Source organism: Serratia sp. CY52157 (assembly GCF_052168495.1).
Taxonomy (GTDB): domain Bacteria; phylum Pseudomonadota; class Gammaproteobacteria; order Enterobacterales; family Enterobacteriaceae; genus Serratia; species Serratia ureilytica.
Window position 1 is genome coordinate 52,842 of record NZ_JBJNMO010000009.1, and the last position, 22,789, is coordinate 75,630.

The window sequence follows — 22,789 nt, forward strand, 5'->3', positions numbered from 1 at the left end:
CCCTGTCTTGCCCTGTTCCCTTGCCGCTCTCGTCGGCATGCAATCAAGCGGGGGATGCCCTGAGACATCCCCTGTGGGGTATTACAGGTAAGCCAGGGTGAAGTTGGCCACGCTGGTGAAGTCGCCCGGCACCACGGCGGCGGAGGCGCTGCTGCCCTGCAGGTAAGCGGCGAATTTCAGCGAGTTGTCGCCGTCGTTCAGGCCCTGACCGTCGGTCGCCGTGCCCAGTTCCACTTCCTTGGAGTGCAGGTTGTCGTAGATCACGATGCCGGCGCCGGTTGCCGTGCCGCTCAGGGCCAGCAGTTTGTTGTTGACCGGATCAGGCGTGCCGGTAAAGGTCACCTTGACGTTTTTCATGGTGGAGATGGAGCAATCTTTCAGTTCGATGTTGAAAGGTTGCATGCTGGATTTACCCTGGTTAGCCAGGATGCGGCTGCTGATTTGGCCCATTGGTACGGTTTGGTCAACGGATTCCGGCGCGACGCTGCATGGCGCATCGATAATTTCGCCGGTAAAGGTGACTTTACCGCTGCCCTGATTAGATGCGGCGTGAGCAACAGATGCAGAAGCGAAAGCAATCACGGTTGCCAGCATTAATTTATTCAGTTTCATTTCTCAGGTTCCTGTAGAGAGTTTTTAAATAAAAAGAACAGCACATCTAAATCCCCCGCAGCGGCGGCAACGTCATGTCGCCGGCCGTACGGTTGGAGCCAGATCCTTTTGCTCTGGGCAATACGCCAACATCCGTTATTTATGAGAAATAACGAGATTGGGAAAATCGACAATGGATTTTCTGGTAAATAAAATACGAGTTTTACGTGTGGCGTGTTGCTGGGAATATTCTTGCAAATAATAGTATTGCTTGGAAATAGATTTTATTAAATTAAGTCAAATTCAGAATATAAAACCAAAAGGAAAAAGAAATATATTTGCTTTAAAACCAATAGATCGTATACAAATATTATCCAGTATAAATCACTATATAAATAACGATATGCGAGATATTAGATCGGGGGAAATAGGCTGATACCTACAATTCGCCATATTGTTTTGCTAATATCGCCCTGAGGCAGCAGATGATGAATTTCCCTTTAGAAACAAAATATAAAACATAATCTATTGTTTTTATTGTTGTTTCGTGGTTTTCTTCTCCTAAGGGATTGGTTTTTTTATTCGTGTTTAGCCCGCGTTTAGGTCTAATTCATTAACAATTAAATAACAATGTCATCGGTAGTGAATTATTCTATCGCACTGCGGTATAGGGATTTTTCACTGCCTAACCCATTTTGATTAATCAAATTAAGGCATGTGCTGTTGCCGTTCGCCACATAATGATGACCTAAGTGACAATTAAAGGATTATAAACGGAATGATAACGATGATTAATGCTTGCGGCGGCCGCCGCACGGTAGTTTCTGCTATATTTTTACTGTCTGTCATGTCGCTGTCAGGCTGCGTGGGCGGTAGCAAGACAAACCTGGATTCCGTGAAAAAACTTTCACAGAACAATCCTAATGATAAATCCGATGAACAACGTATCGCGCTTTGCCAGCAACGGGTTAACTCATTAAAAAATATTAATCCGCAGAGTTACCAAAAACGCATTGCCTATTTTAACGGTCTGCTTTCCAACGCTTCCGGATATGCCGGCGTGCGCGGCAATGTGGATGAAAGCACCCGTAAAGCGATTGATGCTCTTTATCAATATAAAACCGAGAAATTCTGCGCCGACGTTGAACATGAGCTGATGTCCGATCTGTCCAACCGGGTCGAGAATCTGTAGCCATGAAGCGATGCGCGCAAAGATGGGCGATGGGGCTTTGGCTGTTGGCGCTGAGCGGCGCCGTTTGCGCCGCTGACGACGGCATTCCCGCCCTGTTGAAATTTGCCGAACAGCGGCAGGCTCCGCCGGCCGCGCTCAAGGAGGAAACCGCGCGTAAACCGGCGCCCGCACCGGCCGCCAAACCGGCCGCCGTCGCGGGGGCAGACGGCGCTCGTTTAACTTCTCTGAAGCACTCTGTACAACAGCAGGCGGAGAAAATCCGTCAGCTGGAGCGCCAGTTGGCGGCGGCTCAGGCCGCCGCGGCGCCGAAAAGCGAGCGGACCGATGTCGATATTCGGCCACTGGCCGATGCCCTGAAGGCGTTGCGGCAGGCCGTTGCGCCGTTGCCTGAGGTCACCGCGCTGGCCGCTTCGCTCACGCGGGCCGAACAGCGCAGCGCAAGCTTGACGGCGCAGTTGGCACAGCAACGACAGCGGGTAGACACCTTGCTGGCTGAGCGGCGGCAGGCGGCTGAGGCCCCGGTGCTGGCCAGCGAGGCGGACAAGCAGGCGTATGCCGCCGGCGTATCGCTGGGGCGCGATATTTTGCATCTGCAACAGGAGAACCAGCGCGCGGGACTGGAGGCGGATCGGCGGCTTTTGCTGGCGGGCATCGCCGATACCCTGGCCGGGCGGTTGCGGCTGGATGAGGCCGCCATCGACAGCGCGCTGCGCACGGCGCAGCAACGTTTGCAGCAGACGCAACAGACACAGGCTCCCCCTCCGGACGGCAAGGCCTATCTGGCCGATTTCGCCCGCCAGGAGGGAGTCAAGCAAGATGCGCTCGGTTTCTACTACCGGGTGGACTATGCCGGCAGCGGTGCGATCGGCGCCGACGATCGGGTGGATATCGTGGTGCGCGAAAGCCTGACCGACGGCCGGGTGATCAAAGACATGGAGCTGGCGGGAACGGTGATCTCGCAGCCATTGACGCGCTATCCGCCGCTGTTTCGCGCGGCTATCGAGAAGCTGCAGCGCCACGGCTCGATCACGCTGGTGGTGCCGCCGGCGCTGGCGTACGGCAAGCAGGGCAGCCCGCCGGCGATCCCTCCGGACGCCACCATGATTTATACCCTGCGCATCGCTGACGTGCAGTCGTGAGCGGGGAGCTCAGCAGTAACCACTCAGGAGGAATGCTATGGCCAAGGCGCCGAAAACGTTTGAAAGCAGAAAATCGCTGATGCTGAATGTGTTGCAAGGATTGTGCAGGGATCGTGTGGAAGGCTCCGGCGGCCATCATCCCCCGCCGGAGCAGTGGCCGAAGACCCGCGAGCTGGCTGATAAATGCGGTGAAAACATTTATACCACCCGCACCCTGCTGCTGGCGCTGGAAAAGGAGGGCAAGGTCCGCTGCACCCACCGCAGCATCAACAATTCTCTACGCTGGTACAGCTGCGACGAACAGGCAGCGATAAAAAAAGAGTGATTCGACCCTGACGGTCGCTTTTGACTATCTTACAGCTAAACATTAATTAATCTTATTATTTGGCGGGGCGTTTCGCTCCGCCAATCCTCCTCTCCGCTTTCCGCCCTCCGCGCAGGCATTGCTAAGATGTTTTTTGCGACCATATACTTATCGCTCAGACGGGAACAGGTGTAGGGAGCTGGCATCGTAATGAAGGAAAAGAAAGACATACTGAGATTGGATGATATTCATTATCAAATAGACCGCCAGGTGATCCTGGACTCCGTCTCTTTCACGTTGGGTGAGGGCGAGTTCAAACTGATCACCGGGCCTTCCGGCTGCGGAAAAAGCACGCTGCTGAAAATCATCTCTTCCTTAATGAATCCGACCAGCGGAAGCCTCTATTTCGACGGCCAGGCGATCGACGAGATGTCGCCGGAGGCGTATCGCAAGCAGGTCTCTTATTGCTTCCAGACGCCGGCGCTGTTCGGCAATACGGTTTACGACAATCTGGCGCTGCCGTATCAGATCCGCCAGGAACCGCCGGCCGAGCGAAAAATGAAGGCCGATCTGGCGCGTTTCGGCCTGCCGGAGGCGATGCTGACGAAAAGCATCAATGAACTGTCCGGCGGGGAGAAGCAGCGCGTGTCCCTGATCCGCAACCTGCAGTTTATGCCGCGGGTGCTGTTGCTCGATGAGATCACCAGCGCGTTGGACGAGGAAAATAAGCGCAACGTCAACGAAATCGTGCATCAGCTGGTGGCGGAACACCGGCTGGCGGTGCTGTGGGTGACGCACGATACCGAAGAGATAGCGCATGCGGACGAGGTGATCACCCTGCTCGCGCACGGCGCCGAGCCACAGGAGCAACAGCATGAATCAGCATAATATCACCAACGAATCCTTGGGCTTGTCGATGGTGCTGGTGGTGGTCGCCATCCTGATCAGCCACCGGGAAAAGCTGGCGCTGGAAAAGGACATCATCTGGAGCATCTGCCGCGCGGTGGTGCAGCTGATCATCGTCGGCTACGTGCTGAAGTATATTTTCGACCTGGATAACGCCGTTCTCACCGTGTTGATGGTGCTGTTCATCTGCTTTAACGCGGCCTACAACGCCAAGAAACGCAGCAAGTACGTCGAACACGCGTTCGTGACGTCGTTTATCGCCATCACCACAGGCGCGGTGCTGACGCTGGCGGTACTGGTGTTGACCGGCTCCATCGAATTTACGCCGATGCAGGTGATCCCCATCTCCGGGATGATCGCCGGCAACGCCATGGTGGCGGTGGGGCTGTGCTATACCAACCTCGGCCAGCGTTTCAAAAGCGAGCAGCAGAAGATTCAGGAGATGCTCAGCCTGGGGGCGACGCCCAAGTTCGCGTCGGCGGCGCTGATCCGCGACAGCATCCGCGCTTCGCTGATCCCGACCGTCGACTCGGCGAAAACCGTTGGGCTGGTCAGCCTGCCGGGCATGATGTCCGGGCTGATCTTCGCCGGCATCGATCCGGTGAAAGCGATCAAATATCAGATTATGGTGACCTTCATGCTGCTTTCCACCGCCAGCCTGTCGACCATCATCGCCTGCTATCTGGCCTACCGTAAGTTTTACAACGAGCGCCATCAGCTGGTGGTCGGCAACCTGAAGTAACGCCATGAAAAACGGCCTCCGCGGAGGCCGTTTTGTTTACCCTTGCAGCAGGGCGATGCTCTGGCGGATTTCCCGTTCGATATCCGCCTCGCTCCAGCGGTCCAGCTGTGAAGAGAACGGTTCGAAGGCATAGACGCCGGTGTAGCCCAGGCGTTCCAGGTTCTGCACCTGGCGGCGGCTCTCCAGCCGATCGCCCTCGCTCAGCATGATGCGCTCTTCGTCGCTCAGCGCGCTTTTATCCCGCCCGTCCTCCACGCCGGACAGATGCACCAGGCCGATCTGCGCCACCTGGATCTGCGCGTCGAAGTCGGCCTGCGCCACATCGCTCAGATAGTGGTGGAACGTATCGAGCACGATGCGGTACGGCGCGCCCGAGTCGCGGATAAGCGCCTGGGTCAGCAGCGACGATCGCAGCGAGCTGATGCCGAAGCCCAGCGGTTCGACGTATCCCTGTACGCCATAGCGGGCAAACAGCGGCGCCAGCAGCCGCAACGCCGCGAGGGTGTCGTCCCGTTTTTGCTGCTCGCTGCGCGTGTCGTCGGCGCTGCAGTGCGGGCACAGCACCAACGCCCGGCTGCGGATGGCCTGCGCCTGCGCCAGCATCGCTTCGGCGCGCTGCTGCAGCGCCGCCGGGTCATCCATCAGATTGAACCTGCCGAGGGCGTTGATCGTGACGATCTCGATGCCGTATTGCGCGGCGAGCGCGTTGAGCTGCGCGTCGCTCAGATCGTCGGTCACCTTGCCGCTGGGCATGTCGTTGCGCAGCTCAACTTTGCTGAGCCCGCAGCGTTTCACCAGGCGGAAAAAACGGTCCAGATCGAGATTCGGCGCGATCTTGCGGTTAATGCAGAAGCGGTCCAGCGCAATGTTCATGGGCATGACTCCAGCGGTCAGGGTTGAGAGATCAGGATTTGCCGTTTTCCAGCGGCAGCGGCTTGCCTTCGGGCTGGGATTGGCGGTGGCGTTTGGCCAACACCACCTGCTCCATTTTTTCCAGCGAGACGCCTTTGGTTTCCGGGATATAGCGGCCGATAAACCAGTAGCTGAACAGGCAGCAGGCGGCGAAGATCCACATCGGGAAGGCGCCGTGGAAATGCGAGAACAGGTAAGGGTGATCGTTGATCATCGGGAACGACTGCGACACCGCGAAGTTGGCGACCCACATGCAGCCGACGGCGATGCTCATCCCCTGTGCGCGCATGCGGTTCGGGAAGATCTCCGACACCAGCACCCAGGCGCCGACGCCCCAGGAGAGCGCATAAAACACCATGAAGAACAGCATGCCGAACAGCGCGAAATAGCCGGTGGCCTGGGTGTAGAGCGCGTACGAGGTGAGCAGCAGGCCCGCGATGGTGCCCAGCGTGCCGTAACGCATCAACGGAATGCGGCCCATGCGATCCATCAGCATGGCGCCGATGACCGAACCGACCAGCTGCAGCACGCCGATCCAGATGGTCTGGAACAGCGCTTCCTGCGCGTTTTCGGTGACGGTTTTCAGCACCACCGGCGCGTAGTACATCATCACGTTAACGCCGGTGACCTGTTGCAGCATGGCGATCATACAGCCGACGAACAGGATGAAACGCACCCGCACATCGCCGTAGTTCAGCTTCCGGTGCTGCTGCTGTTGATCCTGCTGCAGCGAGTCTTTGATTTCTTTCAGCAGATTCTGCGCGTGGGCGGCGTTGGAGACCTTGGTCAACATCGCCAGCGCCTGATCGTCGCGGCCCATCATCACGTTCCAGCGCGGCGATTCAGGAATGACGAACACCAGGATGCAGAACAGAATGCAGGGGATCACGCCCGAGGCGAACATCCAGCGCCAGCCCATTTCCACCAGCCAGGCTTCGCTGGCGAGGCTGGCGATTTTGAAGTTGACGTAGAAAATCACGATCTGACCGAAGACGATGGCGAACTGCTGCATGCTGAGCGCCCGCCCGCGCATGTCTTTCGGCGACACTTCCGACATGTACATCGGCGACACGGTGGCGGCGATGCCGACCGCCAGCCCGCCGATGATGCGGTAGATGACGAACCAGGTGAAGGTCGGGGCCAATGCGGCGCCGACGGCGGAAACGGTGAACAGCAGCGCCGCCAGCATCAGCGCTTTTTTACGGCCCCAGCGCGCCGCCAGCGGCCCGGCGGCGAAGGCGCCGACCACGCAGCCGATCACCACGTTGGAGACGGCCCAGCCGGTTTCGGCCGGGCTGAGATTGAAATAAGTTTTCAACGCTTCGATCGCGCCGGAGATCACGGCGGTGTCGTAGCCGAACAGAATGCCGCCCAGGGCGGCGATGCCGCAAATTCGCAATATGTAACCGGTATTGTGCTTACGCTGATATGACATGTGTTGCTCCGATTTTTATCCTGGCTTCCGTCCGCACGGTTGGGGTGTCGGGAAGAGGGCGAGCGGAAGGGTGTGAACCGTGCCTGTCATCAAGGCGATGTCGTTGATAAATGCTGGAACAAACAAGAACATTTATTTCATAATTAGTGAATAATGGAATATTGATTTTTAGATCCAGTTCAAAAAAAACCGTCGCGAGCGATCCGGGCGCCTTGGGCGCTCGGAGGGAGGCGGTAACGGCCGCAGGTCAGGCGCAGTGCGGATTTTCTGTAGCAAAGTCAGTGTGCATTAGCGATGGACTCTCCTGCGAAACCGCGCCTTGATTGGCGCGGAAATGAAAGCGCCAACCCGATCGACACCGCAAAATTGCGACCTCACGCACTAAAAACAAATTTTTCAAAACAATTTATTTGAAACTTTTTTTTCAATGAAATAGAGTTTGCTGCATCCGGTCAGGATGTAGCCGGCTTGCCGACGGGGTTTGGCGAGCGGGACGATTAACGCCGCGCCGCCTGCGTGTGGCCAGGCGACAGCGGACTTGAAAAGAGGGCGTGACATGAAAACCGTGGGTAACTTTATTGACGGGCAGGTGTGCCTGAGCAGCAGCAATCAGACCGTCGACGTGCACAACCCGGCCAGCGGGCAGGTTGAGCGGCGCGTCACGCAGAGCACCGCCGCCGAAGTCAAACAGGCCATCGACGTGGCCCATCGGGCGTTCGCCGACTGGTCGCGCACCACGCCGCTGCGCCGCGCGCGCATCATGTTCAATTTCAAGGCGCTGCTGGAACAGCACCGCGACGAGCTGGCCGAGCTTATCGTCAGCGAGCATGGCAAAGTGTATTCGGATGCGCTGGGCGAACTGACGCGCGGCATGGAAGTGGTCGAATTCGCCTGCGGCATCCCGCATCTGATCAAAGGCGAGTACTCGCCGGACGTCGGCAGCGGCGTCGACAGCTTCTCGCTGATGCAGCCGCTGGGCGTGGTGGCGGGCATTACCCCGTTCAACTTCCCGGCGATGGTGCCGATGTGGATGTTCCCCATCGCGCTGGCCTGCGGCAACACCTTCGTCCTCAAGCCGCCGGCGCTGGTGCCTTCGGCCTCGGTGCGCCTGGCGGAACTGTTGAAGGAAGCCGGTTTGCCGGACGGCGTGTTCAACGTGGTGCACTGCGCCAATGAAGACGCGGCGCAGCTGTGTACCGATCCGCGCATTCAGGCGGTGAGCTTCGTCGGCTCCTCCACCGTGGCGGAACATATCTATACCACCGCCAGCGCGCACGGCAAGCGGGTGCAGGCCTTCGGCGCGGCGAAGAACCAGGCGATCGTCATGCCGGACGCCGATCTGGACGCCACGGTCAACGCGCTGATGGGCGGCGCGTTCGGCTCTGCCGGCGAGCGCTGCATGGCGTTGCCGATCGCCGTGGTGGTTGGTGACGACACTGCCGATAAACTGATCGCCAAACTGAAGCCGCTGATCGCGCAGCTGCGCGTCGGGCCGGGCTTGCAGCAGGGCGGCGAAGAGAATGAAATGGGGCCGCTGGTGTCGTCCGCTCACCAGAAAAAGGTGCTGGGCTACATCGATTTGGGCGTGGAAGAAGGCGCCACCCTGGTGGCCGACGGCCGCAACTATCAGGTGCCGGGCTATCCTGAAGGCTACTACGTCGGCGGCACGCTGTTCGACCATGTGACGCCGAACATGCGCATCTACCGCGAAGAGATTTTCGGGCCGGTGCTGGGCATCGTACGGGTGCCGGACTACCGCACCGCCATCGACACGGTGAACGGCCATGAATTCGGCAACGGCAGCGCCATCTTCACCGGCAGCGGCCACTATGCGCGCCAGTTCGTGCAAGACGTGCAGGCCGGAATGGTCGGCGTCAACGTGCCGGTGCCGGTGCCGATGGCGTTCCACAGCTTCGGCGGCTGGAAGCGCTCGGTGTTCGGCGCGTTGAACGTGCACGGCACCGACGGCGTGCGCTTCTACACGCGCATGAAGACCGCCACCGCGCGCTGGCCGGCCGGGCAGCAGACGGTGTCCGAATTCAGCATGCCGACGCTGGGCTAAGCGCTTTCACACTCAGGCCAGGCCGTTGCTCCTTCGGGGCAACGGCCTTTGCACTGCGAGTTAACAGGAGAATCGAAATGTCTTCACTGCTTGCCAAATGTCAGACGCCGAACGCCGAGGGGCGTATCCAGCACGTGACGCCGGAAAATGCCGGTTGGCGCTATGTCGGCTTTGACGTTTACCGCCTGGCCGCCGGGCAGTCGCTGCAGCTGGAAAGCGGCGACAAGGAACTGTGTCTGGTGCTGGTGGCCGGTATCGCCTCCGTCGCCACGCGGCGCGCCGAATACCCGCATATCGGCAAACGCATGAGCCCGTTCGAACGTACGCCGCCTTACGCGGTGTATGTGCCGCACCACGATCGCATCGACGTGCGGGCAGAAACCGATCTGGAGCTGGCGGTGTGCAGCGCGCCCGGCGGCGGCCACCTGCCTTCACGGCTGATTACGCCGGCAGATATCGGCGTGGAGCGGCGCGGCAAGGGGCGCAACCAGCGGCTGGTGCACAACATTCTGCCGGACAGCGAGCCGGCCGACAGTCTGCTGGTGGTGGAGGTTTACACCGACGAGGGCAACACCAGCTCCTACCCGAGCCACAAGCACGATCAAGAAGACTCGCCGGACGAAACCTACCTGGAAGAGACGTACTATCACCGCATTCAGCCGGAGCAAGGGTTCTGCATGCAGCGCGTCTATACCGACGACCGCACGCTCGACGAGTGCATGCCGGTCTACAATCGCGACGTGGTGAAAGTGCCGCGCGGTTATCACCCGGTGGCGACCCTGGCGGGTTACGACAACTATTACCTCAACGTGATGGCCGGGCCGGTGCGGCAGTGGAAGTTCACCTGGGAAAAAGACCACGCCTGGATTAACGGCGACGGCTACCCCGCCGCGCAATAGGCGCTTGAGGCCCGGCTTGCCGGGCTTTTTTGTCAGCCTTACTCGTCCCGGGCGTTATTCAGCGCCAGCGAGACCGCCAGCGTCTGCGCCAGGCACATCGAAGCCACCTGCGAGCGGAACCCGTCCACCTGCGCTTCGCGCACCACGAAACAGACGTCGCTGAAGGCGGCCAGCGGGCTGACCTGGCTGTCGGTGATGGCGATCTGCTGCGCGCCGCGCTTGGCGCCCAATTCCACCAGTTCCACCGCCTCGCGGGCGTAAGGCGAATAGCTGATGGCGATCACCACGTCCTTCGGTTTCACCATGCTCAGCTGTTCGGTAAACATGCCGCCCAGGCCGTCGATCAGAAACGCGCGGCGCTCCAGATGGCGCAGCGCATAGGTGAGGTAGGAAGCGACGCTGAACGAGCGGCGCAGGCCGATCACGTAGATGTTTTCGGCGTTGTTGAGCAGCTCGACGGCGCGATCCAGCTGCTCGGGGGCGATTTGCATCGCCAGTTGCTGCAGCGCCTGCGCGTTGACCATGGTGAATACGTTGAGAATCTCCGCCGGTTTCTCCGGCGCGACGTTGTCGTCGGTGGAGGTTTGGCGGAACAGACGCGCGCGCTCGGTATAGTTCACCGTCTCTTCCATCAGATGCTGACGGAACACCTGCTTCATTTCGTTGAAGCCGCTGAAGCCGAAGGCGTTGGCGAAACGGATCAGCGTGGAGGGCGGCACGCTGGCCTGTGCGGCGATGGAGGCAACGGTATCGAAAGCGATGCTGTTACTGTTATCCAAAATGTAGCGCGCCACCTGCTTCAAACGCTTGCTCAGCGTTTCATAACGGTGGCGGATCTCGTCCTGTAACAGCGAAAGTTGAGTTGGGTTGTTCATCCATTCGGCTCGCAGTGGGGTGAAGGCGCATTGGCCTGACGCCTGAAATATTGACAGGGTATTTTAACAGACGGAGCGGAAATTTCATTTCCTCAAAAAGCGATTTATTCGATCGCACATTGCGCGACTTCACAGAAAATGGGCAAAAAAATCCCCTTAAAGCGGCGAAATGGCCTTAAGGGGACGTGAACCTGCTGTCGCTGTCAGTGCGCGCCGCCCGCCTGCGGACGGTACTGGCGCCAGAAACCGATCAGCGTCAGGTATTTTTGTTTCACCTGCTCGATCAGGGCCGCGTCGTCGATTTCCCCCTGTAGCCAGCGGCGCGAAGGTTGGCCGAAAATGGTGCGGCCGACGGCGAAGCCTTTCACCCAGCGGGCATCCGCGGCGGCGGCAAAGCCCGCCTTCAGCACCGCCTCCGGGGAGTCGAGCCCCAGGATCAGCACGCCGCGGCAGTCGGGATCGCAGGCGTCGATCAGCGCGCCGACCCGCTGCCAGTTTTCCGCGCTCAGCGGCGGCAGTTTCCACCAGTCCGGCTGAATGCCCATGTGGTAGAAGTGTTCAATCATCTCCAGGTAATAGCGCTCGTCCTTGTCGGCGTTGCTGTCCGGCAGGATCACCTCCAGCAGCAGTTCGTGACCGGATTTGCAGCAGCCGCGGTAGACGTCGGCGATCAGCGCATCCTGTTCGCGGCGCAGTTCCGCCGCGTCGTGCGGGTGATAAAACACCAGGCACTTCACCACGTGCTCCTGCGGCCAGTCGATCAATTGCGAGCCGATATTGCCGTGCTCCAGGCGCAGCGGGCGCGAGCTGGGCAGCTCCACCGGCCGGCCGATCCACCATCCCTGGCCGGTGATCTCGTTCAGCGCCGCCTGCCCGTAGGTGGTGTCGGCCAGAATGCCGCTGTTGCCGTTGAGCCCGGCCTGCGCGGCAGCTTGTTGCGCCGCAGTGAGCAGCAGGGTCTTCAGACGCGGGATGCGTTCCTCGCCGACGCCGGCTTCGCGCGCCATGTCCGCCAGCTGCTTGCGGTGATCGAAGGCGAACACGCACAGTTCCGGCCACTGTTGCTTGCGGGTGGTGACCCGGTGCAGGTGGTTCAGGCGCGCGTCGCGGTCCGGGCGCGTGACCTGTTGTTCACGCTGCAGGTAGTCGTCCAGCTCCCGTTTGGTCGGCATGGCCGGCGCGCAGCCGTGGCGCGAGACCACCAATGCGCCGCAGGCGTTGGCGTAGCGGCAGGCCTGATCCCAACCCTCATCGTTCAGATAGCCGCGCAGCAGACCGGACATAAAGGCGTCGCCGGCCCCCAGCACGTTCAGCACCTCCACCCGCACGCCGGCGTGCAGCTTCACCTGCGCCCAGTCGTCGGCGATGTCATCTTCGAACACCGAGCAGCCCTGCGCGCCGCGCTTGCACACCAGCGTGGCCGCGGTCGTCCGGCGCACGTTTTTCAGCGCCGTCAGCGTATCGGTGCTGCCGCCGGCGATATGAAATTCCTCTTCGGTGCCGACGATCAGATCGAATTGGTGCAGCACTTCCTGCAGCTCGCGGGTCACCTGTGCCGATTCCACAAAGCGGGTTTCGCCGTCGCCCAGCGACGTCAGCCCCCACAGCACCGGGCGATAATCGATGTCGAGCGCGGTGCGCAAACCGTGGCGGCGCGCGTATTCCAGCGCCTTCAACACGGCGGCGCGGGTGTTCGGGTGCGACAGGTGCGTGCCGGTGATGGCCAGCGCGCGCGCGCTGGCGATGTAGGTTTCGTCGATGTCGTCCGGCGTCAGCGCCATGTCCGCGCAGTTTTCGCGGTAGAAGATCAGCGGGAAGGTTTCCTGATCCTTGATGCCGAGGATCACCAGGCCGGTTAACCGATGTTTGTCGGTGATCAGACAGCGGGTATCGGCCCCGACGCGCTGCAGCTCTTCACGCAGAAAGCGGCCCATGTGTTCATCGCCGACGCGGGCCAGCATGCCGGATTTCAACCCCTGAATGGCGGTGCCGTAGGCCACGTTGCCGGAAGAGCCGCCGAGGTATTTGGCGAATGTGCCGGCGTCTTCCAGACGCGCGCCGATCTGCTGAGCATAGAAATCGACGGCGATGCGCCCGAGACAAATGACATCAAGCTGTTTTTCTTGTGTAGCCATACCCGTTTCCTTCTGTTTAAGCAAAACTCCGGCGGCGGCCCGAGCGTGGCGCCTTGCAGGAAGCATGGGAACAGTATGGGGAATGAAAATTTCAATTTCAATATGGAATGAAATTTACACCCCAAAAATGTGATGCGTTTAAAACATCGACGGAGGAGCGGAAAAAGCGGATTAAGTCGCCATGAGAGGGTGGCGGAGGGCGTGCGGCAAAGAGGCGCCGGGGCAGGATGAAAGACGGTCGCCCTGCGTGCTGATGGCATTCCCCGGCCGGTGCGCGGCGCTAAGCCGGTAAAGGCCAAACCACGAGATGAAACGGGCTTTTCATCTAATATGCGATCTTTATCGCAAAATGAAATGTTTCTTCTGTAATTTGATTTTATGAAAAATATATTTGTTTATAATCGCTTCACGTTTCAGGTTGTCGACTTCGTGAGCAGCGGGCATCGCCTGCTCAAGATAATAGCTGCCGCCGCGTAACACAAACACGGGATTGTCGGCTCGGCGCGAGCCCTTTCCGGGGCGGCCCTCAATCTAAAGGGTGAGTAAATGGGCAAGATCAGGCTAACCATGGCGCAGGCGCTCGTCAGATTTCTCGATAACCAGTATCTGCTGGTCGACGGGGTGGAAACCAAATTCGTCGCGGGCATTTTCGCGATTTTCGGCCACGGCAACGTACTGGGGCTGGGGCAAGCGCTGGAACAGGATAGTGGCGATCTGCGGGTGCACCAGGGCCGTAACGAACAGGGGATGGCCCACGCGGCGATCGGCTTCGCCAAGCAGAAATTGCGCCGGCAGATTTACGCCTGCACCTCCTCGGTCGGCCCCGGCGCCGCCAATATGATCACCGCCGCGGCTACCGCCACCGCCAACCGCATCCCTTTATTGCTGCTGCCGGGCGACGTTTACGCTTCCCGCCAGCCGGATCCGGTGCTGCAGCAAATCGAACAGTCTTACGATCTCAGCATCAGCACCAACGACGCGTTCCGCGCGGTGAGCAAGTACTGGGACCGCATCGTGCGGCCGGAACAGCTGATGAGCGCCTGCATCAACGCGATGCGCGTGCTGACCGATCCGGCGGAAACCGGCGCGGTGACGCTGTGTCTGCCGCAGGACGTGCAGGGGGAAGCCTACGACTACCCCGACTATTTCTTCCAAAAACGCGTGCACCGGCTCGATCGCCGCCCGGCGACCGATGGCGTGTTGGCGGACGCCTTGGCGCTGCTGACGGCCAAACGCAAACCGCTGCTGGTGTGCGGCGGCGGCGTGAAGTACTCGCAGGCCGGGCGGGCGCTGCGCGAATTCGCCGAGCGCTTCGGCATTCCGTTCGCCGAAACCCAGGCCGGCAAAGGCGCGGTGCCGAGCGATCATGAATTCAACCTCGGCGGCATCGGCGAAACCGGCTGTCTGGCGGCCAACACGCTGGCCCGACAGGCCGATCTGGTGATTGGCGTCGGCACCCGTTACACCGATTTCACCACCTCGTCCAAATGGCTGTTCCAACATCCGGACGTCAGCTTCCTCAATATCAATGTCAGCGCCTTTGACGCCGGCAAGCTCGACGGCGTGCAGGTGCTGGCGGACGCCCGCGAGGGCCTGAGCGAACTGGGCGCGCTGCTGGCGCAGGCTGATTATCGCGCCGGCTGGGGCGACGCCATCGCCGCGGCGCGCGGCGCCCAGCGTGAAGAGACCGAGCGGGTTTACGCGGTGGAATACAGCGGCGCAGGCTTTGTGCCGGAAATAGACGATCACCTCGATCGCGAACGGGTGTTCGCCGAATTTATCGCTCAGACCGACTCGGCGATGACGCAAAGCCGGGTGCTGGGGGTGCTGAACCGCGAGCTGCCGCCGGACAGCGTGATTGTCGCCGCCGCCGGCAGCCTGCCGGGCGACCTGCAACGGGTGTGGCACAACCATGGCGAGCACGGTTACCACGTGGAATACGGCTACTCCTGCATGGGGTACGAGGTGAACGCCGCATTGGGGGTCAAGCTGGCCGAGCCGCAGCGCGAGGTGTACGCGATGGTGGGCGACGGCGCCTTCATGATGCTCCATTCCGAGCTGGTCACTTCGATTCAGGAAGGCTGCAAGATCAACGTGGTGCTGTTTGACAACATGACCAACGGCTGCATCAACAACCTGCAGATGGAACACGGCATGGACAGTTACACCACCGAATTCCGCTTCCGTAATCCAGAGGGCGGCAAGCTCGACGGCAAACTGGTGCCGGTCGATTTCGCCATGCTGGCGGCGGCTTACGGCTGCAAAACCTATCGCGTCACCACCGAGCAGCAGCTGCTCGACGCGCTGGCCGACGCCCGCAGGCAAACCGTGTCCACGCTGCTCGACATCAAAGTGCTGCCGAAGACCATGGTGCACAAGTACCTCAGCTGGTGGCGCGTGGGCGGCGCTCAGGTGGCCGACAGCGAGAAAATCGTCGCAGTGGCGCGCAAGCTGCAGGAAAACATCGATAAGGCGCGCGATTACTGATTCGTTTTCGAACACAACACACTTTCCAGAGGGTAGCGAAAATGACTTTGAACATTGGGGTTATCGGCACCGGTGCCATCGGCCGCGATCATATCCGTCGCTGCAGCAAAGTTTTGCAGGGCGCCCGCGTCGTGGCGGTGAACGACATCAATCGCGACAACGCCGCCAAGGCGGTGAACGATCTGCAGCTGGATGCGCGGGTGTATGACAGCGGCCACGATCTGATCAAGGCCGCCGACGTGCAGGCGGTGCTGGTCACCTCCTGGGGGCCGAGCCACGAAGAATTCGTGCTGGCGGCCATCGCCGCCGGCAAACCGGTGTTCTGCGAGAAACCGCTGGCGGTGACCGCGCAGGGCTGCAAAAACATCGTCGATGCCGAAGCGAAGTACGGCAAGCGGCTGGTGCAGGTCGGTTTTATGCGCCCCTATGACCAGGGCTATCGCGCGCTGAAACAGGTGCTGACCAGCGGCCAGATCGGCGAACCGCTGATGTTGCACTGTGCGCACCGCAACCCGACGGTCGGCGAGGCTTACACCACCGATATGGCGATCACCGACACCCTGATCCACGAAATCGACGTGCTGCGCTGGCTGCTCGACGACGACTATGTGTCGGTGCAGGTGGTGTTCCCGCGCAAGAGCCCGAAGGCGTTCCCGCATCTGAAAGATCCGCAGATTGTGCTGTTCGAAACCGCCAAAGGCACGCGCATCGACGTCGAGATTTTCGTCAACTGTCAGTACGGCTACGACATTCAGTGTGAAGTGGTGGGGGAAACCGGCATCGCCAAACTGCCGGAGCCGTCCTCGGTGCAGCTGCGTAGCGGCGCCCGCCTGTCGACCGAAATCCTGATCGACTGGAAGGATCGCTTTATCGACGCCTATGACGTCGAGCTGCAGGGGTTCATCAACGACGTGGCCGCGGGCCAACTGACCGGGCCTTCTGCCTGGGACGGCTACGCCGCCGCCGTGACCGCCGACGCCTGCGTGGCGGCCCAGCTCAGCGGCGAGATCGTACCGGTGACCCTGCCGGCGCGCCCGGCGTTTTACAACAAGCCATCGGCTTGAACCCCGTACCCACGATTGCAGAGGAGTGACCATGAAGATCGCTTTTGATGTCGACGTTATCCGGGATTTGGGCGTGACCAAAATGGTTCAGCAGGTGGCGGACTGGGGCTATAAGTACATCGAGCAGTCGCCGCACCCGCAGATCAACCCGTTTTACAAGCATCCGAAGGCCAGCCGCGAAATCATGGCGGAGTATAAAAACGCCCTGAAAGCGACCGGCGTGGAAATATCCTCATTTATCGTGGTGTATCGCTGGTCCGGGCCGGGGGAAGATCGCCGCCAGGCGGCGGTCAAAAACTGGCGACGGATGATCGAAATCGCGGTGGAGATGGGCGTGCAGGTGATCAACACCGAGTTGGCCGGTAACCCCAACGAGCCGGAGATCTGCGAGGAGCTGTGGTATCGCTCGATGGAGGAGCTGCTGCCGATCGTCGAGCGTGAGGGCATCCGTATGGAGATCCAGTCGCATCCGTGGGACTTCTGTGAGCTGAGCAACGAAACCGCCGATCTGGTGAAATCGCTGCGCAGCGACCACGTCAAATACCTCTACAGCGTGCCGCACACCTTCTACTACGACAAGGGTCAGGGCGACGTGGCCGGCATGCTGAAGTACGCCGGGGACGATCTTTCCCACGTGCTGATCGCCGACACCATGAATCACACCAAGCACTGCCGCTATATCGTCAACCCGCCGGGCGTTGACGCCGCGGTGCACCAGCATGTCGGCATCGGCGAAGGCGAGGTGAATTTCGATGCCCTGTTCCAGACGCTGCGCGACATGGAATTCGCCAACCGCAGCTTCAAGGTCGGCGGCGAATCGATCATCTGCACCTCGCTGTTCGGCTATCCGGAAAAGATGCCGAGCCAGGCGGTGGCGACCAGAGAGCGCATCGAAAGAGAGCTGTTGGGCAACTAATCTTATTCGGCTCGCCGGCGGCGTTTGCACCGGCGGCCCTCCAAGGACCGAGGCAGACCATGAATAAAGACAACGTGAAATTGGCCATTGCGCCGATCGGCTGGACCAACGACGACATGCCCGATCTGGGCAAGGAAAACACCTTTCAGCAGTGCGTCAGCGAAATGGCGCTGGCCGGTTTCACCGGCAGCGAAGTGGGCAGCAAATATCCGCGCGATCCGGCGGTGCTGAAGCCGATGCTGGATATTCGCGGCATCCAGATCTGCAACGCCTGGTTCAGCACCTTTTTCGCCGATGGTCAGAAAGACAAAACCATCGATGAATTTATCAACCACATGAATTTCCTGCATGCCATGGGCGCCAGGGTGATCGGCTGTTCCGAACAGAGCAAGAGCATTCAGGGCACCACCAAAGGGGTGTTCGAAGAGAAGCCGTACTTCAGCGATGAAGAGTGGCGGCGGGTGGCCGACGGTTACAACGAGCTGGCGAAGATCGCCGCCGGCAAAGGCATGCAGGTGTGTCTGCACCACCACATGGGCACCGGCATTCAGACCACCGCCGAAATCGATCGCTACATGAGCATGGTCAACGACGACGTCTACCTGCTGTTCGATACCGGCCACGCCTACTATTCGGAAGGCAGCCAGCAGGCGATGATGGCGATCCTGGAGAAGTATCTGCCGCGCATCAACCACGTCCATCTGAAGGACGTGCGCGATGAGGTGGTGGCGGAAGTGAAGGCCAACAAGCTGAGCTTCCTCGACGGCGTGAAGAAGGGCACCTTTACCGTGCCGGGTGATGGCGTGATCGACTTCAGGCCGGTGTTCAAGCTGCTGGACGAGCGCGGTTACAAGGGATGGATGGTGGTGGAGGCCGAGCAGGATCCGGCGCTGGCCAACCCGTTCGAGTATGCGGTGAAAGCGCGCCGCTATATTCGGGAAACCGCCGGCATTTAAGCGGTAAGGGGCAATAAAACTCGAGGGGCGCCGCCAGCGCCCCTTTTTGATGGCGGCGCGTTAGCCGCCGAGCGTTCGCCAGGTGGCAACCTGGCTGCCCGGCCACGGCGTGGCGGCATACACGCCCCGGGCGATCGCCCGAGCCAGGGTGTCCGCCGCCAGCGCGCCGATCTGCAGCACCGCCAGTTCGCGGCTGCCCTGTACCTCGCGCCGCCCGGTGGACAGGGCGAACACCACGTCGCCGTCAAACGGGCTGTGCAGCGGGCGAATAGCGCGCGCCATGCCGTCTTGCGCCATGATGGCCACCCGTTTCAACTCCACGCGCGTCAGCGCCAGATCGGTGGCGATGCAGGCCAGGGTGGTGTTCTTTCTGCCGCCCTGCGGCTCTTGCACCATCCAGTCTTCGCCCTGAGCGTGCAGTTGCGCCAGCGCCGCCGCGCCGCCGTTGCCGAATTCACCGTCAATTTCATAGGGCGTCGCCCAGAAGGCGCGGGTGCCGGGCGCTACCACCGCACCCAGGCTGTTGACCGCCACCAGCGCGCCGACGGTAGCGCCGTTGGCGGCGACGATAGACGCCGAACCGAGGCCGCCTTTCAGCTTGCCCATGCCGGTCATGGCGCCGTAGCCGGCGCCGACGGTGCCCAGCGGAAAGTCCAATCCAGCCTTGCCGACCGCGTCGATGCCCAACTGGCGATACGGCGGCGTGAGCTGCCAGTTTTTGTCACCGCCGTTGGCCAGATCGTACAGGCAGGCGGTGGGCACGATCGGGGAGACCGGCACGCCGGGCGCTGGGCGCAGCGCGTAGCCTCGGCCCTGTTGCCCCAGCCAGGCCGCGACGCCGTCCGCCGCCGCCAGGCCGTAAACTGAACCGCCGCTGAACGTCAGCGCATCGATGGTTTGCACCAGATTGTCTTCGCCCAAGGCGTCGGTTTCCCGGGTGGCGGGGCCGCCGCCGCGCACGTCCACGGCGGCCATCGCCGGGCTGTCCGGCAGGATCACCGTCGCGCCGGTGCGCACCCGGCTGTCTTGCGCCACGCCGACCTTCAGGCCCGGCACATCGGTAATCAGGTTGCGGGCGCCAGGGCGCCCGGTGGCGGAAGTTGGCATAGCGGCACCTAATGGGGTGAGGGGAGAGAACATGCCGGCGGCGGCGGTCAGGCCGGCCAGCGCTTGTAAAAAGGTTCGGCGGTTGATGTTAAGGGGCCGGCGCAGCGGCCCCTGCGGGGGGATGAGATCACGCATCTGCGCGTGGCTGCCCGGAGCGCAGACGCGCCATATGGTAGGCATCGACCAGCACGCCGTCGCGCATGGCATAGGCGCGGCTGGTGCCCTCTATCTCAAAGCCGAATTTGCGGTACAGCGCGATGGCCGCCGGGTTATCGGTGAACACCGTCAGTTCGATGCGCTCGATGGCCGCCCAGTTGTCGCACAGGTCGAGCATCGCCTGCATCAGGCGGCTGCCGACGCCTTTACCGTGGTAGCGCGGATCGACGCCGATGCCGAAGGTGGCGACGTGGCGGCGGCGAACGCGCTGATTCAGCATCACAACCAACTGGCCGGCAAGCTGCCCGTCGATGATGGCGGCCAGGTTATGCGTGCCCGGTTCGGGATTGGCGAGGCGCTTCTGCCAGGACTCGACGGACGGTAGCGGGAGCTGCAGCGTATCGCGGTAGACGGGCGTCTGAGAATAAAGATGATGCAGGGCCTGCGCATCCGTTGTTTCCACGTGGCGTATCACGATCTCGCTCATCTCGCTGCTCCTGTCGCTTACCGGTTGAATAACCTCTGAATTTATCCGTTTACTGCCTTGAGTCAATATTATTTAAACGGGTCAAAAAAAACGCTTTACAGGTGCGAATGATAATGATTATTATTGCGATGCGTTCCGGGGAGGGCATCAACCCTTGATACTCTCGCTGCGAAGGCACGACATTGCTCACATTGCTTCCAGTGTTTACTTAGCCAGCTCGGGTGCTGGCTTTTTTTTTGCCATTTTTCAGTCGTTCCCGCTTTCAACAAATCCGCTGCCCATCCGCCGTTTCATTTCATCGAAATTTTTGAACAGAGGCATGAGTTTTTTACGCTTTCTTATTCTGCTGGCAGGACTAGACTGTAAAAAAACATTGAGGAGAGTTGAATATGATTTATGTACGTAAAGCGGAAGACCGCGGCCACGCCAATCATGGCTGGCTGGATAGCTGGCACACCTTCTCATTTGCCGATTACTACGATCCGAACTTTATGGGGTTCTCGGCGCTGCGGGTGATCAACGAAGATGTGATCGACGCAGGGCAGGGTTTCGGTACCCACCCGCATAAAGACATGGAAATCCTGACCTACGTGCTGAGCGGCACGGTGGAACACCAGGACAGCATGGGCAACAAGGAGCAGATCCAGGCCGGCGAATTCCAGATCATGAGTGCGGGCACCGGCGTGCGTCACTCCGAGTACAACGCCAATCAGGATCGTCCGTTGCACCTGTACCAGATTTGGATCATCCCGGATCAGGTCGGGCTGGAGCCGCGCTACGAACAGCGCATGTTCGACGCGCCGCAGGGCCGTCAGCTGGTGCTGTCGCCGGATGCGCGTGACGGCTCGCTGAAGGTGTTCCAGGACATGACGCTGTCGCGTTGGGCGCTGAATAAAGGTGAGCAGGCGGAATACGCGATCGACGCCGGACGCCGCATTTGGATCCAGGTGGTGCGCGGCAAGGTCTCGGTCAATGGCCAGGCCGCCGGCATCAGCGACGCGTTTGCGGTGTGGGATGAATCGGCGCTGACGATTCAGGCCGACGAAGAGAGCGAAATCCTGCTGTTCGATCTGCCGCCGGTGTGATTAAGCGGTAAATATCAAGGGCTCACGGTGTGAGCCCTTGAAGTGAGTGATTCGCCTGCCGACGTTGCCTGACTTAACGCCGGCAAAACATATAAAAACAAGGAAAATCAATTTATTGATTTTCGGCTGCTCGTCACAAAGGGGGAGAAACCACGCTTTTTCCCCCTTTGTCTGCGTATGAAGGGCTCACGGTGTGAGCCCTTTTTGCGTTGGCCGTCGCATAACCGACAATATCGGCGCGCCGTTTTTTTTGCTAAAATGACTGCCCATTCACGGTTAGTCAGTTCATTGATAATGAAGAAAAAACGGCCGGTACTCCAGGATGTGGCGGACAAGGTGGGCGTGACCAAGATGACGGTGAGCCGTTATCTGCGCAATCCCGACCAGGTTTCCGCCGCCCTGCAGCAAAAAATCGCCGTCGCGCTGGATGAGCTGGGCTACATCCCCAACCGCGCGCCGGACATTCTCTCCAACGCCACCAGCCGGGCGATTGGCGTGCTGTTGCCGTCGCTGACCAACCAGGTGTTCGCCGAAGTGCTGCGCGGCATCGAAAGCGTGACCGACGCGCACAACTACCAGACCATGCTGGCGCACTACGGCTATCTGCCGGAGCGCGAAGAAGAGCGTCTGACCTCGCTGCTGTCTTACAATATCGACGGTTTGATCCTGTCCGAGCGCCACCACACGCCGCGCACCCTGAAGATGATCGAGGTGGCGGGCATTCCGGTGGTAGAGCTGATGGACTGCGTCTCGCCGTGCATCGATCTGGCGGTGGGCTTCAACAACTTCGAGGCGGCGCGCCAGATGACGCAGCAAATCATCGCGCACGGCCACCGTCACGTGGTCTACTTCGGCGCCCGTCAGGATGAACGTACTATCATCAAACAACAGGGGTATGAGCAGGCGATGCGTGAATCCGGCCTGGAGCCGTACAGCATCATGACCGCGCGTTCTTCCTCCTATTCCGCCGGCGGCGAGCTGCTGCGCCAGGCGCAGCGCGATTATCCGCAGATCGACAGTATCTTCTGCACCAACGATGACCTGGCGATCGGCGCGGCCTTCGAGTGCCAGCGACAGGGGCTGTCGATCCCGCAGGACATGGCGATCGCCGGTTTCCACGGCCATGACATCGGTCAGGTGATGGTGCCGAAGCTGGCCAGCGTGCTGACCCCGCGCGAGCGCATGGGGCAGATCGGCGCCGAGCGCCTGCTGGCCCGGCTGCGCGGGGAAACGGTGTGTCCGCGCATGGTGGACGTCGGTTTCACCGTGATCCCCGGCGGCAGCATCTGAGCCATTTTAACGTTCTGTTTTAACACCCTTTCTTTTTGCAGCGCGCCCT

The 22,789-nt window shown here is 60.4% G+C and carries 20 protein-coding genes; 13 read left to right on the forward strand and 7 right to left on the reverse strand.

The window, feature by feature from the left end; translation table 11 throughout:
* Positions 1-81 precede the first annotated feature (81 nt).
* On the reverse strand, positions 82-612 hold the full coding sequence (locus tag ACJ8IP_RS22445; RefSeq protein ID WP_019455211.1) for a fimbrial protein: 531 nt from the start codon (positions 610-612) through the stop codon (positions 82-84).
* A gap of 757 nt (positions 613-1,369) precedes the next feature.
* Here ACJ8IP_RS22445 and ACJ8IP_RS22450 point away from each other — a divergent pair.
* From ACJ8IP_RS22450 to fetB, 5 genes are all read left to right on the forward strand, one after another.
* Complete coding sequence (locus tag ACJ8IP_RS22450) at positions 1,370-1,783, forward strand: hypothetical protein (RefSeq protein WP_198793394.1); 414 nt, start codon at positions 1,370-1,372, stop codon at positions 1,781-1,783.
* A gap of 29 nt (positions 1,784-1,812) precedes the next feature.
* Positions 1,813-2,922, forward strand: coding sequence for an FKBP-type peptidyl-prolyl cis-trans isomerase N-terminal domain-containing protein (locus ACJ8IP_RS22455; RefSeq protein ID WP_233092784.1), 1,110 nt, complete (start codon positions 1,813-1,815; stop codon positions 2,920-2,922).
* A 37-nt stretch (positions 2,923-2,959) separates the two neighbouring features.
* Positions 2,960-3,247 carry a FaeA/PapI family transcriptional regulator gene (locus ACJ8IP_RS22460; protein ID WP_033645326.1) on the forward strand — a complete coding sequence of 96 codons (288 nt, stop codon included), beginning with the start codon at positions 2,960-2,962 and terminating at the stop codon, positions 3,245-3,247.
* A gap of 189 nt (positions 3,248-3,436) precedes the next feature.
* Entirely contained in the window at positions 3,437-4,114 is a 678-nt protein-coding gene (fetA, locus tag ACJ8IP_RS22465; RefSeq protein ID WP_198793392.1) for an iron efflux ABC transporter ATP-binding subunit FetA, read from the forward strand.
* The gene (gene fetB, locus ACJ8IP_RS22470) at positions 4,101-4,874 is read left to right on the forward strand and encodes an iron efflux ABC transporter permease subunit FetB (RefSeq protein WP_033645324.1); all 774 of its coding nucleotides are present in this window, start codon (positions 4,101-4,103) and stop codon (positions 4,872-4,874) included. The genes fetA and fetB overlap by 14 nt, the downstream gene beginning before the upstream one ends.
* 36 nt (positions 4,875-4,910) lie before the next feature.
* On the opposite strand, the gene ACJ8IP_RS22475 is transcribed toward fetB, so the two are convergent.
* On the reverse strand, positions 4,911-5,747 hold the full coding sequence (locus ACJ8IP_RS22475) for a TIM barrel protein (RefSeq protein ID WP_198793391.1): 837 nt from the start codon (positions 5,745-5,747) through the stop codon (positions 4,911-4,913).
* Between the two features lie 31 nt (positions 5,748-5,778).
* Positions 5,779-7,221, reverse strand: coding sequence for a sugar porter family MFS transporter (locus tag ACJ8IP_RS22480; RefSeq protein WP_198793390.1), 1,443 nt, complete (start codon positions 7,219-7,221; stop codon positions 5,779-5,781).
* A 556-nt stretch (positions 7,222-7,777) separates the two neighbouring features.
* Here ACJ8IP_RS22480 and ACJ8IP_RS22485 point away from each other — a divergent pair.
* Both ACJ8IP_RS22485 and iolB read left to right on the forward strand, forming a co-directional pair.
* A complete protein-coding gene (locus ACJ8IP_RS22485; RefSeq protein WP_046687940.1) occupies positions 7,778-9,283 on the forward strand; it encodes a CoA-acylating methylmalonate-semialdehyde dehydrogenase in 1,506 nt (501 codons plus the stop codon).
* A gap of 77 nt (positions 9,284-9,360) precedes the next feature.
* Positions 9,361-10,182: a 5-deoxy-glucuronate isomerase gene (gene iolB, locus ACJ8IP_RS22490; RefSeq protein WP_197752566.1), complete on the forward strand. Its 822-nt coding sequence runs from the start codon at positions 9,361-9,363 to the stop codon at positions 10,180-10,182.
* A gap of 38 nt (positions 10,183-10,220) precedes the next feature.
* Here iolB and ACJ8IP_RS22495 read toward each other — a convergent pair whose 3' ends face one another.
* Together ACJ8IP_RS22495 and ACJ8IP_RS22500 are read right to left on the reverse strand one after the other, a co-directional pair.
* Positions 10,221-11,057 (reverse strand): MurR/RpiR family transcriptional regulator, encoded by an 837-nt coding sequence (locus tag ACJ8IP_RS22495; protein ID WP_004930856.1) that lies wholly within the window; start codon positions 11,055-11,057, stop codon positions 10,221-10,223.
* Positions 11,058-11,260: 203 nt separating this feature from the next.
* Positions 11,261-13,192 (reverse strand): bifunctional 5-dehydro-2-deoxygluconokinase/5-dehydro-2-deoxyphosphogluconate aldolase, encoded by a 1,932-nt coding sequence (locus tag ACJ8IP_RS22500; protein ID WP_197750114.1) that lies wholly within the window; start codon positions 13,190-13,192, stop codon positions 11,261-11,263.
* 546 nt (positions 13,193-13,738) lie between these two features.
* Between ACJ8IP_RS22500 and iolD the strand changes: the two genes are divergently transcribed.
* From iolD to iolE, 4 genes are read left to right on the forward strand one after another with little or no spacing between them, the layout of a single operon-like run.
* On the forward strand, positions 13,739-15,679 hold the full coding sequence (gene iolD / locus ACJ8IP_RS22505; RefSeq protein WP_240290101.1) for a 3D-(3,5/4)-trihydroxycyclohexane-1,2-dione acylhydrolase (decyclizing): 1,941 nt from the start codon (positions 13,739-13,741) through the stop codon (positions 15,677-15,679).
* A gap of 41 nt (positions 15,680-15,720) precedes the next feature.
* Complete coding sequence (locus tag ACJ8IP_RS22510; RefSeq protein WP_240290100.1) at positions 15,721-16,743, forward strand: Gfo/Idh/MocA family protein; 1,023 nt, start codon at positions 15,721-15,723, stop codon at positions 16,741-16,743.
* 31 nt (positions 16,744-16,774) lie between these two features.
* Entirely contained in the window at positions 16,775-17,659 is an 885-nt protein-coding gene (locus ACJ8IP_RS22515) for a sugar phosphate isomerase/epimerase family protein (protein WP_033645316.1), read from the forward strand.
* 59 nt (positions 17,660-17,718) lie between these two features.
* Positions 17,719-18,615: a myo-inosose-2 dehydratase gene (iolE, locus tag ACJ8IP_RS22520; RefSeq protein WP_033645315.1), complete on the forward strand. Its 897-nt coding sequence runs from the start codon at positions 17,719-17,721 to the stop codon at positions 18,613-18,615.
* Between the two features lie 60 nt (positions 18,616-18,675).
* Here iolE and ACJ8IP_RS22525 read toward each other — a convergent pair whose 3' ends face one another.
* The gene (locus ACJ8IP_RS22525) at positions 18,676-19,857 is read right to left on the reverse strand and encodes a P1 family peptidase (protein WP_047026503.1); all 1,182 of its coding nucleotides are present in this window, start codon (positions 19,855-19,857) and stop codon (positions 18,676-18,678) included.
* A complete protein-coding gene (locus tag ACJ8IP_RS22530) occupies positions 19,850-20,365 on the reverse strand; it encodes a GNAT family N-acetyltransferase (RefSeq protein ID WP_033651759.1) in 516 nt (171 codons plus the stop codon). Before ACJ8IP_RS22530 ends, ACJ8IP_RS22525 begins: the two co-directional genes overlap by 8 nt.
* A gap of 389 nt (positions 20,366-20,754) precedes the next feature.
* Between ACJ8IP_RS22530 and ACJ8IP_RS22535 the strand changes: the two genes are divergently transcribed.
* A complete protein-coding gene (locus tag ACJ8IP_RS22535; RefSeq protein WP_033651758.1) occupies positions 20,755-21,450 on the forward strand; it encodes a pirin family protein in 696 nt (231 codons plus the stop codon).
* A 294-nt stretch (positions 21,451-21,744) separates the two neighbouring features.
* Positions 21,745-22,740: a gluconate operon transcriptional repressor GntR gene (gene gntR / locus ACJ8IP_RS22540; protein WP_004930833.1), complete on the forward strand. Its 996-nt coding sequence runs from the start codon at positions 21,745-21,747 to the stop codon at positions 22,738-22,740.
* Positions 22,741-22,789 lie beyond the last annotated feature (49 nt).